This window comes from Tannerella sp. (genome assembly GCF_052170195.1).
Classification (GTDB): Bacteria; Bacteroidota; Bacteroidia; order Bacteroidales; family Tannerellaceae; genus Tannerella.
On sequence record NZ_JBQNAZ010000051.1, the window covers coordinates 1 to 16,055 of the forward strand.

Sequence of the window (16,055 nt, forward strand, 5' to 3'; positions counted from 1 at the left end):
TCCCAACGGGGTATGGGAATCGATACCCCACCCTTGCGGGATGGGGCTGAAATATACCTGGCTTTCAGCCCTTTCGGACAATTAACAATTGAAAAACAGCCCTGAAAGGGCGTATTAATTCAGCCCAATGCGAAGCGTTGGGAAAACAGGCGACCCCCTCGGCGGAGGGCTGAAAGCCTGACGTAATTCAGTTGTTAATGGTCAATTGTCAATTGTTATGCGTGGTACACGGTATCCGAACGCCCCCCTTTGTCATTCCGAACATAGTGAGGAATCTCGCGGGGAAGAAGGAAGAGATTCTTCGCTTACGCTCTGAATGACAAATTAATGGTTAATTGTCAATGGTTAATGGTTATGTGCCCGAACGCAGAGGAACATCCCCCCCTCCCCCCCCTTCAAAGGGGGGAAGAGCGAAGCGAAGGGGGGATGTTATCCCTTCAAAGGGGGGAAGAGCGAAGCGAAGGGGGGATGTTATCCCTTCAAAGGGGGGAAGAGCGAAGCGAAGGGGGGATGTTATCCCTTCGGAAGGGAGAAGAGCGAAGCGAAGCGCACGAAGCCTTGACCTTTGGGTTACTTTTGGGTCAAGCCAAAAGTAACGGAAAAGAGTACTAATAAAAAAATTTACAAACATTTTAAATACGATTAATCATGAAACGAACAAAACAAATTACCAGATGGATCATCGCCCTTGCGGGGCTGATGATCGCCACCGGCACCGTACAGGCGAAACAATACGATTTCAAGTACAACGGGCTGTACTATAAAGTCACCAAGAAAACCGGTGTTATTTCTTATGATGTCAAGGTCGTGCCCGAAAACGTGGACGCCCCCTACTACTCCGCCGGCAACAAGCCCACGGGCGCCGTTACCATCCCGAAAAACTTTACCCGGGAGGTGGGATCTTTTATTCGCACTTACGATGTTACGGAGATCGGAGAGTGGGCTTTCTACGAGTGCGATGGCATAACGAGTGTTACGATTCCCAATAGTGTAAAAACAATCGGAGAGTGGGCTTTTTTGAGATGCACCGCCCTGCAGTCTATCGATATCCCCGCCAGCGTAACAACAATCGGAGAGGGGGCTTTTGCGGGGTGCAAAGCCCTGCAGTCTATCGATATTCCCGCCAGCGTAACAACAATCAGAGAGAGGGCTTTTGCGGGGTGCGGAGCCCTGCAGTCCATCCATATCCCCGCCAGTGTAACAACAATCAGAGAGTGGGCTTTTGCGGGGTGCGGAGCCCTGCAGTCCATCCATATCCCCGCCAGTGTAACAACAATCAGAGAGGTGGCTTTTTGGGAGTGCACCGGCCTGAAAACGGTGACCGTCGATTGGAATACGCCGCTTAATGTGCCGGACAATGTCTTCGTGAATGTCAATACCGACAACGTGACGCTGAAGGTGCCGAAAGGCAAGGAAGCGGCCTACAAAGCACACACCGTATGGGGCAAGTTCAAGTTCGAGGGGGGCAGCACGCCGCCGCCACCACCGCCGCTCGTTATTCCGGTCACTTCCGTGACGCTGAACCATCACGAGGTAACGGTCAACGGCGATATCAGCAGCAAGCAGCTCACGGCCACCGTGCAGCCCGCCGCGGCCACGAACAAATCGCTGACGTGGAAGAGCAGCGACGCGGCCGTAGCCTCGGTCGATGCCGATGGCCTCGTGACCATCCATAAGAAAGGAAAGGCCACCGTAACCGCCACCGCCAACGACGGCAGCGGCCAATCCGACGCCTGCCTCTTCGACGTGATCAGCACCGTAGCCAACGAAACGGTCGACGGCCTGCGCGTCTACGCCTCCGGCGGCGCACTGCGCCTCACCCTACCCAAGGCCGAGACGGTACATATATATCATGTAAACGGCGCAATGGTGAAAACGCTCGTCCTCCCCGCCGGCGACCATGTACAGCCGCTACCCTCCGGCGTGTACGTAGTGCGCGTAGGCGAACGGGTAACGAAAATTTTTATAAAGTGAAAAACGAAAAGTGAAAAGTGAAAAGTAGTCAGCAGTAATTAATGTTGTCAATGTAGGGGCGAACCTTGTGTTCGCCCTTTTTTTGTATGATGTTGGGTTATCAGAACGCGAATTTCGCAAATGGGCGCGAATGGACGCAAATAACTGTGTTTGTCATTCCGAACACCCCCCTTTGTCATTCCGAACACCGTGAGGAATCCCGCCCCGGAAAAGGAAAAAGATTCTTCGCTCACGCTCTGAATGACAAATGTCCGAACGCGAATTTCGCAAATGACGCAAATCAACGCAAATGAACACGGTACCCCCCGTAGAGACGCAATTCATTGCGTCTCTACACCATGTGCCCGGCATGACAATTGACCATTAAATTCGTCATATACACGCCATGGCGGGCGAACACAAGGTTCGCCCCTACGCGGCATCCGATGGCTGAATGCTGAACAACAATTGACAATTAACTTCGTCCATGGGCCTCGGGTGGTGAGCCGACGGAGCAGCGAGCAGGACGAAAGAAAATCAGGCTGTCCGAAGCGAAGCGAGTTACCTGATTTTCCGACCTGCAAGCGTCGCGAAGTCGTGCGAAGCGCACGAAGCCTTGACCTTTTGGTTACTTTTGGGTCAAGCCAAAAGTGACAGAAAAGAGATTCTTCGCTTCGCTCTGAATGACAAATGTCAGAACGCAAAGGAACATCCCCCCCCTCCCCCCCTTCAAAGGGGGGAATGCGGTGCGGTCAGCCATCAGCAAACAGCGTGTGGTATGCCGTGTAGGGGCGAACCTCGTGTTCGCCCTTTTTTTGTGTTATGCCGAGGAGTCCGAACGCAAATTTCGCAAATGGGCGCAAATGGGCGCTGTACACCGTGTACCCGGCATAACAATTGACAATTAACCATTGACCGTTATAAAGAAGGGGAGGCAGACAACAAATTACACTTCCCGCCCTGCGGATTCCTGTGACAAGTCTGTTAAAATTCGGATGTAAAGTGGAATTGTATCTCCGGAAAATCTTGCTGCGCCATCGTCAGCACATACGCCGAGTCGGCCAGATACACATCCCTCCCTTCATGGTCGACAGCCATATACTGCGCCTTACGCTTCTTGAAACTGTCGAGCATTGCTTTATCGTCGCTTTCTATCCAGCATGCCTTGTAAAGGTTGATCGGTTCCCAGCGGCATTGCGCTCCGTACTCGTGGAGCAGGCGGTACTGAATGACTTCAAATTGTAACTGCCCGACCGTACCGATAATCTTACGACCATTAAACTGATTCGTAAACAGCTGGGCTACTCCTTCGTCCATCAACTGATCGATGCCTTTGTTAAGCTGCTTGGCTTTCATCGGATCGGCATTCTCGATGTATTTGAACATCTCGGGCGAGAAGCTCGGAAGTCCCTTGAAATGCAGCTCTTCACCTCCGGTCAGACTGTCGCCGATCTTGAAGTTTCCCGTATCGGGCAGCCCGACGATATCGCCGGCAAACGCTTCATCTACGACTTCTTTACGCTGCGCCATAAACGCCGTCGGACTGCTGAAACGCATCATCTTCCCGAAGCGCACGTGCTTGTAGTTCGCGTTCCGCTCGAACCGTCCCGAGCAAATCTTCACGAACGCGATGCAACTGCGGTGATTCGGATCCATATTGGCATGAATCTTAAAGACAAATCCGGAGAACGTCTCTTCGTCCGGACGAACGATCCGCTCGACAGCCTGCACCGGGGAAGGCGGCGGGGCGATACGTACGAAGCAATTCAGCAACTCGCGCACACCGAAATTATTCAAGGCCGAGCCGAAAAAGACCGGAGCCACATCGCCTTTCAGGTACGTCGCCTTGTCGAATTCAGGATAGACCCCATTGATCAGTTCCACATCAGCCCGCAACTTCTCGGCCAGCGAGGCATCGATATGCTTTTCCAGCTCAGGGCTGTCGATATCTTTAAACTCGATGCTTTCCGTCACCGTCTGCTTACTCGGCATATACAGATCGAGTTTCTGTTCGTAATGGTTATAGACACCTTTGAAACGTACACCCATCTCGATCGGCCAGCTTAACGGGCGAACGCTGATTTTCAGCTCACTCTCGATCTCATCAAGCAGATCGAACGGCGACTTCCCTTCGCGGTCCATCTTATTGACAAAAACAATCACAGGCGTCTTACGCATCCGACAGACTTCCATTAGCTTACGGGTCTGCGCTTCTACACCCTTGGCCGCATCGACAACGATGATCACACTGTCGACCGCCGTCAACGTGCGGAACGTATCTTCCGCAAAATCCTGATGACCGGGGGTGTCGAGGATATTGATCTTATATCCCTCGTAATCGAAAGCCATCACCGAAGTTGCCACCGAGATGCCGCGCTGCTTCTCGATCTCCATCCAATCGGAAGTTGCCGTGCGGCGTATCTTGTTCGATTTGACGGCGCCGGCCACGTGAATGGCGCCTCCGAAAAGGAGGAGCTTCTCGGTAAGCGTCGTTTTCCCCGCGTCGGGGTGACTGATGATCGCAAATGTTCTGCGCCGATGTATCTCGTCTGTTAAAGTCATTTGTTTCTATAATTAAGGGTTTGTTGTCAAAGCGCCGACGCATCCGGTCAAGCTCTCTTCCCACGCCGGTATCCGGAGGCCGAACGCCTGTTTGATTTTCGTCTTGTCGAGCACGCTGTAGGCCGGTCTGGTCGCCCGCGTGGGGTATTGGTCCGTCGTGATCGGATGAAGCGTACATCTGCGACCGCCCATCTCCATAATCTTCCGGGCAAAGTCGTACCAACTGCATACGCCCTCGTTCGAAAAGTGATAGATGCCGGGCGCCCATACCGGATGCGCCAGTATCTTCAGCATGGCTTCGGCCAGATCACCGGCATACGTGGGCGTTCCCACCTGATCGGCTACGACACTCACCTCGCTCCGCTCAGCGCCGAGACGCAGCATCGTCTTAACGAAGTTCTGCCCGACCTCCGAATAGAGCCATGCCGTGCGGATAATGACCGCATCGGGAAGGACTTCCTGCAAGGCCTGTTCGCCTGCCAGTTTGGTGCGGCCATAAACCGACGTGGGCGCCGTCGGGTCGTCTTCGCGATAAGGGTGTTGTCCCCGTCCGTCGAACACATAATCGGTCGAGATATGAATGACATGCGCACCGTGCTCGGACGCTACCTCGCTGATATTGCGCACCGCATCACGATTGATCCGCATGCACCGTTCGGCATCGTCCTCAGCCTTATCGACGGCCGTATAAGCCGCACAGTTCAAGATATACCCGATGCCGTTGGCATGTACGTATTCTCTCAACTGCGCTTTGTCGCAAATGTCGAGTGCATCGACATCGGTAAAATAAAACGTCCATTCCGGGTGATGATTCGCCCGTTGCTGCAGGGCGCTTCCCAATTGTCCGTTCGCGCCCGTTACCAAAATTGATTTCATCCTGTTCTCGTTTTTTGTCAGGATACCGTTTCCGATTCCTTGTATTTGGCAGCCAGAAAAGAGAGAAACGTATGAATCTGTTTCATCGCTTCCTGTGTTTCGGCACTGACGGGCCTGCCCTGCATCCGCAGCAGCAGATAACCGTAAAGGGCGATGAAGCAGGTCTCGATCTCCGGCATCTCGGTGCCTCCCGCCTTGGCACGCAACTGCACGATCGATGGCAAGGTTTTGTAGTACAAGGCGCCATACGTCGTTTCACGCGGATCTGTGAGCAGTGACTGATGCAACTCCGTCAGCGAAAGAATCACATTCCGGTTGATTTGCAAATGCCCGCGTTCCGTCACTCCTTCGTTACGCATCATGTCTATCAACTCCTCATACCAGCGAACTATTTCGGCCTTTACCGTCGCCGGCTGGTCATACTGTTCGATAAGGGTCTCCCGAATCTTGTCGATATCCAATCCGTTGGCACGGATCAGGTCCTCCACCTGCCACATGTAAAGCAGATATTCGACCATATTTTCCTTTCTTTTCTGTTGAGCCACTATCATAGCGGGTACAAAAGTAGCAACTTCCGGACAAATGTCAATTGCAAACAAGCAATTTAATCGTACTTTTGCCGAAGAAACAATACGATAAACGATGAAAACATCCGTCCGACTCATCCATACGGGCTATTTTTATGCCGACGGGGGCTGCATGTTCGGCGCCACCCCGCAATCGGCGTGGAAGCGTCGCTACAAGGCCGATGCGCAAAACCGTTGCCGGCTCGCCATGCACGTCGGGCTCGTAACCACCCGCTGCGGACGAGTGATCCTGATCGATAACGGCATCGGCAACAAGCATACCGACCAACTGAAAGCCTCGTTCTATCGCTTTCACGAACTGACGGATCTCGATAAGGCGCTCCGACAATACGGCATCCGTCCCGATGACGTGACCGACGTCGTGCTGACCCACCTGCATTTCGATCATTGCGGAGGTACGACCCGATACGGCGAAGACGGACAAATCATCCCGGCCTATCCGAATGCGACGTGCTGGGTGAGCGAAGCGCAATGGCACGAAGCGTTTCATCCCAACGCTCTCGAACGTGACTCTTTTTTCCCGGAGAATATGGAGGCCATTCGCGAGTCAGGCAAATTACATCTAATCAAAGACGAGACGTTTCTTACGCCGGAAGTCAGGCTGCGTCTGTTCGGCGGACATACGTGCGGGCAGATCGTCGTCGATGTGCGGACAGATTCCCACACCATTGTCTTTGCCGGCGATGCCATCCCAACCTCCGCCCACCTCTCTCCGACTTGGATTTCCGCATACGATATTCGTCCGTTAGAAACCTTCCACGCTAAAATCTGCTTACTTGAGGAAGCAGTATCGAACGGGCAAATCGTCGTCTACTACCACGACGCGTATACCCCCTGCTCAGCCGTGAAGAAGATCAACGATTTTTACAAAGCCATCCCCTGCACTGTGGATACGGACGGAAAGATTGGGTAGTTCTTATTTGATTGTTTGACGCTGCGGAAAGGAGAATTAATCAGCTTTGGATCAGTAATATGACGCATATCCTTACGATAACTTTGTCAGACAGCAAAGACAAGGCTCAGTTCTTGACAGAAACGGCTTAAACCATGACAAGGAAAAATAAAAATAACCGTCAACTTTTTTCGAGACAAGACAATCAGCAATTAAGAACAGGAATATCGAAAAACAGATTTGCGGGTTTCGATTAAAACGCTTACCTTTGCTCGCGATTTTTGAACATCGTTTCCAAGAATCGGTCCCATAGCTCAGTTGGTTAGAGCACCTGACTCATAATCAGGGAGTCCTTGGTTCAAGCCCAAGTGGGACCACGCGTTGGATGCATTTGTGCAAAATGCTTTTTTAGAGAATGTATGGAAATGGAAAAAACCGTTACGTATCAATCAGAGAAGGGTTTTTCAATACACGACGTGGAGAGACTGCTGTTGGGGCAGAGTCATCTAAAACTATCCGCAGAATCGTTGCAAAAAGTAGAACGTTGCTTCATTTTTTTACGTGAATTTTCGACCGACAAAGTGATCTACGGCATCAATACCGGTTTCGGTCCGATGGCGCAATATCGCGTGGACGACAATTGCCTGAAACAACTGCAATACAATATTATCCGAAGCCATTCGACAGGAGCCGGCGAACCATTGGCTCCGATCTACGTGAAAGCGGCTATGATCGCAAGATTATCGACCTTTTTACAAGGCTATTCCGGCATACATACAGACCTCGTACGCTTGCTGACCGAGTTTATCAACCGCGACATCTGCCCGTTCATTCCCGAACACGGGAGTGTAGGAGCAAGTGGCGACCTTGTGCAGTTGGCACATATTGCCCTGACCCTGATCGGCGAAGGTGAAGTTTTCTACGAAGGTAAGCGCCGGCCAACGGCCGAAGTGATGCAGAAAGAAAAACTCACTCCCCTCGATATTTACATTCGGGAGGGGTTGTCGGCCACGAACGGCACCTCGGTCATGACGGGGATCGGACTAGTGAACCTGATTTACGCCAAGCGACTACTGAACTGGTCGATCGCCGCTTCGGTGATAATGAACGAGATTGCATCATCGTACGATGACTTGATGTCGCCCGCATTGAATGCGACTAAACGACACGAAGGACAGCAGGAAATCGCATGTGCGATGTGCCGGTGGGCGACGGGAAGTCAAGCGATGCGTAAACGTGAGATCGAAATGTTTCAACGGCATACCGAAAAAGTATTCGGACACAAGGTACAAGCCTACTATTCGCTTCGTTGTGTACCACAAATATTAGGTCCGGTATGGGATACGATCGCGCACACGGAGAAAGTGCTCGTCAACGAACTGAACTCGGCCTGTGACAATCCGATCGTAGACCCGGAAACGCAATACGTCTATCACGGAGGCAACTTCCACGGCGATTATATTTCGTTTGAAATGGATAAGTTGAAAATTGCCGTGACCAAAATGACGATGCTGGCGGAGCGACAACTCAACTACCTGTTTCATAATCGAATTAATGACGATATTTTGCCGCCGTTCGTGAATCTCGGTGTGCTGGGGCTGAACTACGGACTGCAAGCCGCGCAGTTCACGGCTACCTCGACAACGGCCGAATGCCAGACACTCTCGAACCCGATGTATATACACAGCATCCCAAACAACAATGATAATCAGGATATCGTCAGCATGGGCACCAACTCAGCCTTGATGGCTAAGACGGTTATTGAGAACGGTTATCAAGTGATGGCCATTCATTTCATGGCGCTTGTGCAAGCCATTGACTACTTGAAACTGCAACCGCAGATGGCGGAAAAGACACGTACCGTCTACAACGAAATCCGTGCGTTCTTTCCGGTCTTCACGGACGATACGCCGAAATACCGGGAGATCGAAGCAATGATCACTTATTTGAAATCTTCAGAAAAAGAGTATAAGTCATGAAAGTTCCCGAAAAATATTACGACGAGATCTTCGAGTTTAACGGGTCGTGGGATGTACTGTCGAAATGTGGCCTCAAAATTCTGGATAAAGGAGGTAAAAAGACGGTCATCGTTACCGAGTTGTATCAGGATAATCCCGGCACTTCGGTTACGTATGCGGGATATGCCTTGGCTCGTCAGATCTGCGAACGCAAAAGACTCGACATAAACGACATCCACTATCTGGAATGTAACCCCGATACGCAGTCGAAGCTCTCGTTCTACGACGAGGAGTATTTTGAAGTGATTTTCCCCGAAGTAACGGGAGGGAGTGGCCGGGCAACTTATCGCCAACTGTCGAAAGACGAAGTCATGGCTTTATTTGCATAACCCGTCAGACACATGAACATCACACCCTGCATAGAGACGCAACCGACCGCAATCATCAAACAGTTTCAGGAAAAGAAGCTGGCGGTCGCTTTAGCCTATCTGTCCGATCATTCGGCTTTCTACCAACGGATGTTCAATGAACATCGTATCGATATAAAGAAAATCAGGACGCTGGAAGACCTGACAGCTGTTCCGTTTACAGACAAGTCCGATCTTCAGACGCATAATAAAGACTTTATCTGCGTACCGCAGCATAAGATTGTGGACTACATCACCACGTCGGGTACGCTCGGCGATCCGGTGACGTTTGCCATGACGGATGCAGATCTCGACCGGTTGGCCTACAACGAACAAATCTCTTTCCAGTGTGCCGGTGCCAAGCCGGGGGACATCTTCCAGCTGATGACAACGATCGACAAGCGATTCATGGCCGGATTGGCGTACTTCCTCGGCATACGCAAGCTGGGTGCGGGTATCGTTCGTGTCGGGAACGGTATTCCCGAACTGCAATGGGACACGATCCGACGCATCTGCCCCGACACGATTATCGTCGTGCCGTCATTTATCCTTCGCATCGTCGAATATGCCGAGAAGCACGGCATCGATTATCGTCGCTCGAGCGTGCGAAAAGCCGTCTGCATCGGTGAGAACCTGCGCGAACAGGATTTCTCTCTCAATTTATTAGGGCAAACTATCCGCGAAAAGTGGGATATCGAACTCTATTCGACATACGCCTCTACCGAGATGGCCACCACTTTCACCGAATGTCATTGCGGATGCGGCGGACATCATCACCCCGAACTGATTATCTGCGAATTGATCGGTGAAGACGGGATGCCTGTCGAGGAAGGGGAAGAAGGAGAACTGGTGGTGACAACACTGGGCGTAGAAGGGATGCCGCTGCTGCGTTTCAAGACGGGCGATCTGGCACGCTTTCACCGCGAACCGTGCCGCTGCGGCCGGACGACCATGCGCGTTAGCCCCATCATCGGACGACGCAACCACATGGTGAAATACAAGGGCACAACGCTCTACCCGCCCGCTGTCTTCGACGTGCTGGATCAGACTCCTTACGTCGAAAACTATGTGATGGAAGTCAGCGATAACGAGTACGGCAACGACCGGATTGTCGTCCGGATCGGACTGCGCGAACAGCCATCGTTCGATGTGACAAAGGAGTTGAAAGACCGCTTCCGCGCCCGCATACGGGTAGCCCCGGAGATCGAGATCGCCGAAGTCGGAGAGATACGACGCATTAATTATCCGGATATGAGCCGCAAACCTGTAAAATTCATTGATAAACGCAAACATACAGCGAATCATGCACAATAAATTCGACGATATCCGCCCTTTCTGCACCTCGGAAATACCGGGAGCGATGCAGGTCATTGCCGAAAGTGAGCACTTCGAGCTGCTCGCACGTTATATCTTTCCGGACAGAGACGTCGAAGAAGTGCGGGAGATGATACGAGCCATCCGGACAACCGACGAATTTCAAATCAACGTGATGTACTATGTGAACGAACAAATCGTCCGCCGATCGATTACTCAGCTGACCCAGAACAGCTTCGACCACCTCGATCCTCGAAAGCAGTACCTCTTCGTCTCCAACCACCGTGACATCATGCTCGACTCGTCATTGCTCCAATATATCCTTCATATCAACGGTTTTCGTACGACGGAGATCACTTTCGGCAGCAACCTGATGCGGGGAGCGCTGGTCACAAACATCGGACGAGCCAACAAAATGTTTAAAGTGATACGCAGCAGCAACCTCCATGATTTCCTGAAAAATTCAATGCTTCTCTCGGAATATATCCGCCACACCCTCACGCAGAAAGGTGAATCGATCTGGATTGCACAGCGCAACGGACGCACGAAGGACGGTCATGACGCAACGGATCAGGGAATGATCAAAATGTTCTGCATGAGTGACAAGTCTGACTTAGCCCGTTCTGTCAGTGAACTGAACATCGTCCCCATGGCTATTTCGTATCAGATCGAACCGTGCGATATCCTCAAAACACGTGAGCTATACCTTTCGCGAGGCGGCAAAAAATACGTCAAGCAGCCGGATGAAGACCTGAACAGCATCCTCACCGGCATCACGCAACCTAAAGGGCACGTACATATCAGCCTCGGTGAACCGATCACGTACGAGCAACTCCCATCCGATCACCGGCATGCCAACGAATTCTATAAGGGAGTTGCTTCGTTGATCGATAAGCAGATCTACACGCACTACAAGCTCTACGATAACAATTATATCGCACACGACCTGCGCAGCGGCACATCGACCTATGCCGACCGCTACACCCTCGAAGCGAAGAAGACTTTCGAAGAGCGCTGCAACGCGATGCTGCAACAAGTCGAAGGAGATCGCGACACGCTGCTCAACATTTTCCTTGGCATTTATGCCAATCCGGTAGATAACGCACCCAAAAGATCGTAGTTCAACACGCTCACAGCCTCGTTTCATAGATCGGTTAAACATGACTAAATTCAAGCAACAGCAATTCTTCTTCTTTTAGCGCTTGTTATCATCGCCATGACGGATCCCGTATTTTTTACGGGTTTATGTATAACGGAACAATAAACCGAAAAGAAATCAGTTATTTTATAGATAGGATAGACAGCGACAGAAAACGTGAGAAGACATTTCGATATTTTTTTATGGGTGGGGACGGCACTGCTTTTGCTGGGAGCATGCAGTACGAAGAAGAACACGGCGGCCAGTCGCCGGTGGCATGCTTTTACCGCCCGATACAACACGTATTTCAACGGTAAGACTTCGTTCGACGAACAGTTGGCCGATATGCACAACAACTACAAAGAGAATTATACCGAACGTATCTTCCTCTATCCCATCAGCGCAAAACCGAAAGACAAGAACGAGCCGGGCGGTCCGTTCGACCGTGCGATCGAGAAAGGAAATAAAGCGATCAAACAACATTCTATCCGGAAAAAACCGACACGCAAGGAAGGGTGGCGTAACGACCCGAAGCAGGTAGCGTTGCAAAACAAGGAAGAATACAATCCTTTCCTGAAGCATTGCTGGATGCTCATCGCTCAGGGCCAGTTCTATAATGCCGACTTTTTGCAAGCCTCGGCCACATTCTCGTACATCGCGCGCCACTACGCCACTGACCGGGAGATGGTCGCTTCGGCACGGATCTGGCAAGCACGCTGCTATGCCGAATTGGGATGGCTCTATGAAACGGAAACGGCACTGGCACGCCTGAAAGAAAACGGCTTTCCTGCATCAAACCAAAAAGAGTACGATCGCGTTCATGCCGATTACCTCGTGAAAAGCGGACGGTTTGAAGAAGCGGTTCCGGAGTTGCAAAAAGTGATCGGTCAGGAAAAGAACCGTCACCAACGCAACCGCATGCGTTACCTGTTGGGACAGTTACAAACGGAACTCGGACAGAACGAAGCGGCCTATCAGACCTTCGGTAAGGTGGCCTCTTCCAATCCTCCCTACGAAATGGAATTTGCAGCGCGTCTCCGGCAGGCCGAAGTACTTCCGCCCAGTCGCTACCCGCAAGTGCTGAAGATGTTGCATCGCATGACCAAAAGTGACAAAAACAAGGATTACCTCGATCAGGTCTATACGGCAATCGGGAATGCCTATATGAGTCGCGGCGATACGGCCAACGCGATCACCAATTACGCTCTCGGTATCGAAAAGAGTACACAGGGCGGGCTCGATCTTGCGATCTGCCAAATCAAACTGGGCGATATCTATTTCGCCCAAAAGGAATACGTGAAGGCACAGCCATGTTTTAGCGGAGCGCTAAGCGGTATCCGGAAAGAATATAAAGATTACGACCGTGTGGCGCTGCTGTCGACAGTCCTGGACGAATTAGTGGTACATGTCGAAGCCGTGCATCTGCAAGACAGTTTGCAGGTGTTGGCTAAATTGCCGGAGGCGGAGCGGTTGGCGGTGATCGATAAAATCATCGAAGAAGTCAAAGAAAAAGAAAAGAAAGAAGCTGAAGATGCGGAACGGGAACGCTATCTCGCCGAGCAGGAAGGAAGAGGTAGCGGTCTCGGTCAACGTCCGAACATGCAAGCCAATCTTCAGTCGCTCTCCGTCAATTCGGGGGGTAGCTCTTTCTACTTTTACAACGACCAGACGGTGGCGCAGGGCAAGACACAGTTCCAGAACAAATGGGGTAAACGTGTGAATCAGGACGACTGGCGTCGCCGCGATAAAGTCATGAGCATGGCCTCACCGCTCGAGAACCGGCACGTAGGCGAAGAGAACCGGATGCAGTTCGATGAGGAGGGCAACCCGATCGAGGCGCCCGTCGATTCGATGCAATTAGTGATGGATTCACTTTCGTCCGACCCGAAATCGCGCGAGTATTATCTGCAACAGATTCCTTTTTCGGAAGAAGATATGGAGGCCTCGAATGTCATTATTGCCGACGGACTGTTCAACATGGGCATGATCTACAAGGACAAGTTAGAGAACAAACAACTCTCGGTCGAGACATTCAGGGAACTGGAGCGTCGTTTTCCGGAAAACAAATACCGGATGGATTATTACTTTCAGGCGTATCTGATGGGGCTTCGGTACAAAGACCAACCGTTGGAAACGGAATACAAGAACAAACTGATACAAGCCTTTCCTGAGAGCGACTATTCCAAAGCCGTGGCCGACCCCAACTACGAATACAACATCCGCATGATGGATCGGGTACAGGATTCACTCTACGAAGCGACCTACAATCGCTATCTGGCGAACGACACTTCGTTCGTACGACGCAGCTACCGTCATTTCAGCGAGACATATCCGCTGGCCACATTGATGCCTAAATTCATGTTTATCGAAGCACTCACCTATGTGCAGGCCGGCGATGCAGCAGGTTTCAAAGAAGCTTTGCAGAAACTGGTCGAGAAATATCCGTCGGCCGATGTGACGGAGCTGGCCAACGAGATGCTCAAAGGCATCCTGCGCGGTCGCAAATTAGTGCAGGGCAATATGACGGGTATGAAGTGGAACCTGCGCTTCGGGCTTGACGAGTACGGACAGCTATCGGCATCCGACTCGGCACGGCAGTTCGTTGACCATCCGCAGTCACCGCACCGCATGGTCTTACTCTACCAAACCGGAGCCGTCGACCGTAATCAGTTGCTCTACGCCGTAGCTGCATACAACTTCGCTCATTTTGAAGTTAAGAGCTTCGATTTGAGCATGGAAGAAACCGGGTCGTTCAGCATGTTGATCATAAGCGGATTCAACAGTCTGGAAGAAACGCTTGGTTATTATGCGATGATCTATGCGCCTGAAGGATATGCTTCGGCGATCGACCGTGCCGTGTCGTTCTTCCCGTTCTCCGACGAGAATTACGAAACTCTGTTACATGGTAAAACCCTCGAAGAATACATGACATTCTTTGCCGAGAAATACGGAGCGCAGGCGCCTGAGCTCGTAGCCCGCTGGCGGATGCAAGTAGCCGCTGACGCTGAGGAGGCATCACGTGAAGACATCGCTGTGGAACAGGCAGCCGATGTCGATACCGAGACACCCGAAGAGAAAGAGCTTCCTCAAAAGAAAACCAAAGAAGAGATTTCGGAAGAAGCACTTCTCCCCCAACAAAAAACAGTACAGGAAGCGCAAGAACCATTCATCCAAAAAGAGCAGGAACAACCTGTTAAGGAAGCGACGGAAGAAGTCGAACCCGAAGAAAAGAACATCCGCGAAGTCGAGGAGCAGGCTGTATCCGCAGAAGAACAACAGACCGTCTCTTCGGATACGACGGCCACCTCGCAAGACTCCGTTCTTGTGAAACCGAAAGAAATCACGCTCGAATATTTACAGAAGCGTCGTGCACAGAGCGAAAAAAAAGAACGCCTTGAGCAGGAGGAAAAGGAAAAATCCCTTGAAGAAAAGCGTAAAGAAGCGGCGAAGCAAAAGAAGCAACTTCTAAAAGAACGCGAAACGCTTCGTCGTCAGAAAGCCAAAGAAGCCAAGGACCGCCTGAAACGGAAAGAAAAAGAGCGGAAAGAGAAGGAAAAAGCCAACCGTCAGCGACAAAAAGAAAAAGAAGCAGCACGCAGCGCAGCCCAAAAAGAAAAAGCTGCCGCCCGCAAAGCCCAGACACGGAAGTGAACAGGTGAGAAGCCTCCACACCGATTGATCCGTCCGAATGGTTTAAGGTTTTATCAGATATCATCAACAATTCCCTTCAGGCGACAGAATTGTTAAATAATACTAACAATAAAAAATCTTGGACATTACATTATAAAGATAATTATCTTTGCATCATAATAAAGTATAGAATTATCAAATCATTTGACCACTGACATAAACAACGCTTTTATATACATTTAATAAATAACATTATGAAGAAAAAAAAACTCTTACTTCTGCTTATGTGTCTATGTACCTTAGCCGGTCTGCAGGCACAAGATACCGAATTCTGGTTTGTAGCGCCACAATCCGGGATTAACACTTTAGATAATGGAGGTTTCGTGTTTACGAATACTTCTCAAGCGAATTCGGCAACGGTTAAGATTACCTATTACAAAACGGGGTATACGGAAACGATCACTATTGGCCCCGGTCAAGGAGCACGTCGCACCATTGACCATTCTTTCTCCACAGCAAATGTGGAAAATATGATGATCAATGCCGGAAACGTGGTACCGGGTGGTATCCATATCGAATCGACGGAGAAACTTGTGGCATATTACTTCTTTGACGCAAATGCGACAAAAGATATCTTTGCCTTGAAAGGAAAAGCAGCATTGGGAACGGAGTTCTTTGTGCCGCAAACCACCGATGGCTTTTATATCAATGGTGACCCGGGAACAGGAAACAGCTATC

The 16,055-nt window shown here is 50.8% G+C and carries 10 protein-coding genes, 1 tRNA gene and 1 pseudogene; 9 read left to right on the forward strand and 3 right to left on the reverse strand.

The window, feature by feature from the left end; genetic code table 11:
• Nucleotides 1-648 precede the first annotated feature (648 nt).
• Nucleotides 649-1,974, forward strand: coding sequence for a leucine-rich repeat protein (locus tag ACTTKA_RS10725; protein WP_442725033.1), 1,326 nt, complete (start codon nucleotides 649-651; stop codon nucleotides 1,972-1,974).
• A gap of 963 nt (nucleotides 1,975-2,937) precedes the next feature.
• Here the strand turns inward: ACTTKA_RS10725 and ACTTKA_RS10730 are convergent.
• From ACTTKA_RS10730 to ACTTKA_RS10740, 3 genes are read right to left on the reverse strand one after another with little or no spacing between them, the layout of a single operon-like run.
• Entirely contained in the window at nucleotides 2,938-4,515 is a 1,578-nt protein-coding gene (locus ACTTKA_RS10730) for a peptide chain release factor 3 (RefSeq protein ID WP_442714983.1), read from the reverse strand.
• A 12-nt stretch (nucleotides 4,516-4,527) separates the two neighbouring features.
• Complete coding sequence (gene rfbD, locus ACTTKA_RS10735) at nucleotides 4,528-5,391, reverse strand: dTDP-4-dehydrorhamnose reductase (RefSeq protein ID WP_442725034.1); 864 nt, start codon at nucleotides 5,389-5,391, stop codon at nucleotides 4,528-4,530.
• A gap of 17 nt (nucleotides 5,392-5,408) precedes the next feature.
• Nucleotides 5,409-5,942, reverse strand: a complete 534-nt coding sequence (locus tag ACTTKA_RS10740) for a DUF4924 family protein (protein ID WP_442725035.1) — start codon at nucleotides 5,940-5,942, stop codon at nucleotides 5,409-5,411.
• A gap of 91 nt (nucleotides 5,943-6,033) precedes the next feature.
• On the opposite strand from ACTTKA_RS10740, the gene ACTTKA_RS10745 reads away from it, so the two are divergent.
• The 8 genes and pseudogenes from ACTTKA_RS10745 to ACTTKA_RS10780 form a co-directional block, all read left to right on the forward strand.
• The gene (locus ACTTKA_RS10745; RefSeq protein ID WP_442725036.1) at nucleotides 6,034-6,891 is read left to right on the forward strand and encodes an MBL fold metallo-hydrolase; all 858 of its coding nucleotides are present in this window, start codon (nucleotides 6,034-6,036) and stop codon (nucleotides 6,889-6,891) included.
• A gap of 282 nt (nucleotides 6,892-7,173) precedes the next feature.
• Nucleotides 7,174-7,247, forward strand: a tRNA-Ile gene (locus ACTTKA_RS10750).
• A 48-nt stretch (nucleotides 7,248-7,295) separates the two neighbouring features.
• Nucleotides 7,296-8,849, forward strand: a complete 1,554-nt coding sequence (locus tag ACTTKA_RS10755) for an HAL/PAL/TAL family ammonia-lyase (RefSeq protein ID WP_442725039.1) — start codon at nucleotides 7,296-7,298, stop codon at nucleotides 8,847-8,849.
• The gene (locus tag ACTTKA_RS10760; RefSeq protein ID WP_442714955.1) at nucleotides 8,846-9,217 is read left to right on the forward strand and encodes a hypothetical protein; all 372 of its coding nucleotides are present in this window, start codon (nucleotides 8,846-8,848) and stop codon (nucleotides 9,215-9,217) included. Before ACTTKA_RS10755 ends, ACTTKA_RS10760 begins: the two co-directional genes overlap by 4 nt.
• Before the next feature lie 12 nt (nucleotides 9,218-9,229).
• Entirely contained in the window at nucleotides 9,230-10,549 is a 1,320-nt protein-coding gene (locus ACTTKA_RS10765) for a phenylacetate--CoA ligase family protein (protein WP_442714954.1), read from the forward strand.
• Nucleotides 10,539-11,669 (forward strand): acyltransferase, encoded by a 1,131-nt coding sequence (locus ACTTKA_RS10770; protein ID WP_442725037.1) that lies wholly within the window; start codon nucleotides 10,539-10,541, stop codon nucleotides 11,667-11,669. The genes ACTTKA_RS10765 and ACTTKA_RS10770 overlap by 11 nt, the downstream gene beginning before the upstream one ends.
• Nucleotides 11,670-11,864: 195 nt before the next feature.
• Nucleotides 11,865-15,338 carry a type IX secretion system periplasmic lipoprotein PorW/SprE gene (gene porW / locus ACTTKA_RS10775; RefSeq protein WP_442725038.1) on the forward strand — a complete coding sequence of 1,158 codons (3,474 nt, stop codon included), beginning with the start codon at nucleotides 11,865-11,867 and terminating at the stop codon, nucleotides 15,336-15,338.
• Nucleotides 15,339-15,571: 233 nt separating this feature from the next.
• A pseudogene (locus ACTTKA_RS10780) lies at nucleotides 15,572-16,055 on the forward strand (hypothetical protein); the annotation flags it as partial.

Coding starts and splice junctions, on each gene's coding strand:
- ACTTKA_RS10725 (WP_442725033.1), top strand. CDS start 649: ATGAAACGAACAAAACAAATTACCAGATGGATCATCGCCCTTGCGGGG.
- ACTTKA_RS10730 (WP_442714983.1), bottom strand. CDS start 4,515: ATGACTTTAACAGACGAGATACATCGGCGCAGAACATTTGCGATCATC.
- rfbD (WP_442725034.1), bottom strand. CDS start 5,391: ATGAAATCAATTTTGGTAACGGGCGCGAACGGACAATTGGGAAGCGCC.
- ACTTKA_RS10740 (WP_442725035.1), bottom strand. CDS start 5,942: ATGATAGTGGCTCAACAGAAAAGAAAGGAAAATATGGTCGAATATCTG.
- ACTTKA_RS10745 (WP_442725036.1), top strand. CDS start 6,034: ATGAAAACATCCGTCCGACTCATCCATACGGGCTATTTTTATGCCGAC.
- ACTTKA_RS10755 (WP_442725039.1), top strand. CDS start 7,296: ATGGAAAAAACCGTTACGTATCAATCAGAGAAGGGTTTTTCAATACAC.
- ACTTKA_RS10760 (WP_442714955.1), top strand. CDS start 8,846: ATGAAAGTTCCCGAAAAATATTACGACGAGATCTTCGAGTTTAACGGG.
- ACTTKA_RS10765 (WP_442714954.1), top strand. CDS start 9,230: ATGAACATCACACCCTGCATAGAGACGCAACCGACCGCAATCATCAAA.
- ACTTKA_RS10770 (WP_442725037.1), top strand. CDS start 10,539: ATGCACAATAAATTCGACGATATCCGCCCTTTCTGCACCTCGGAAATA.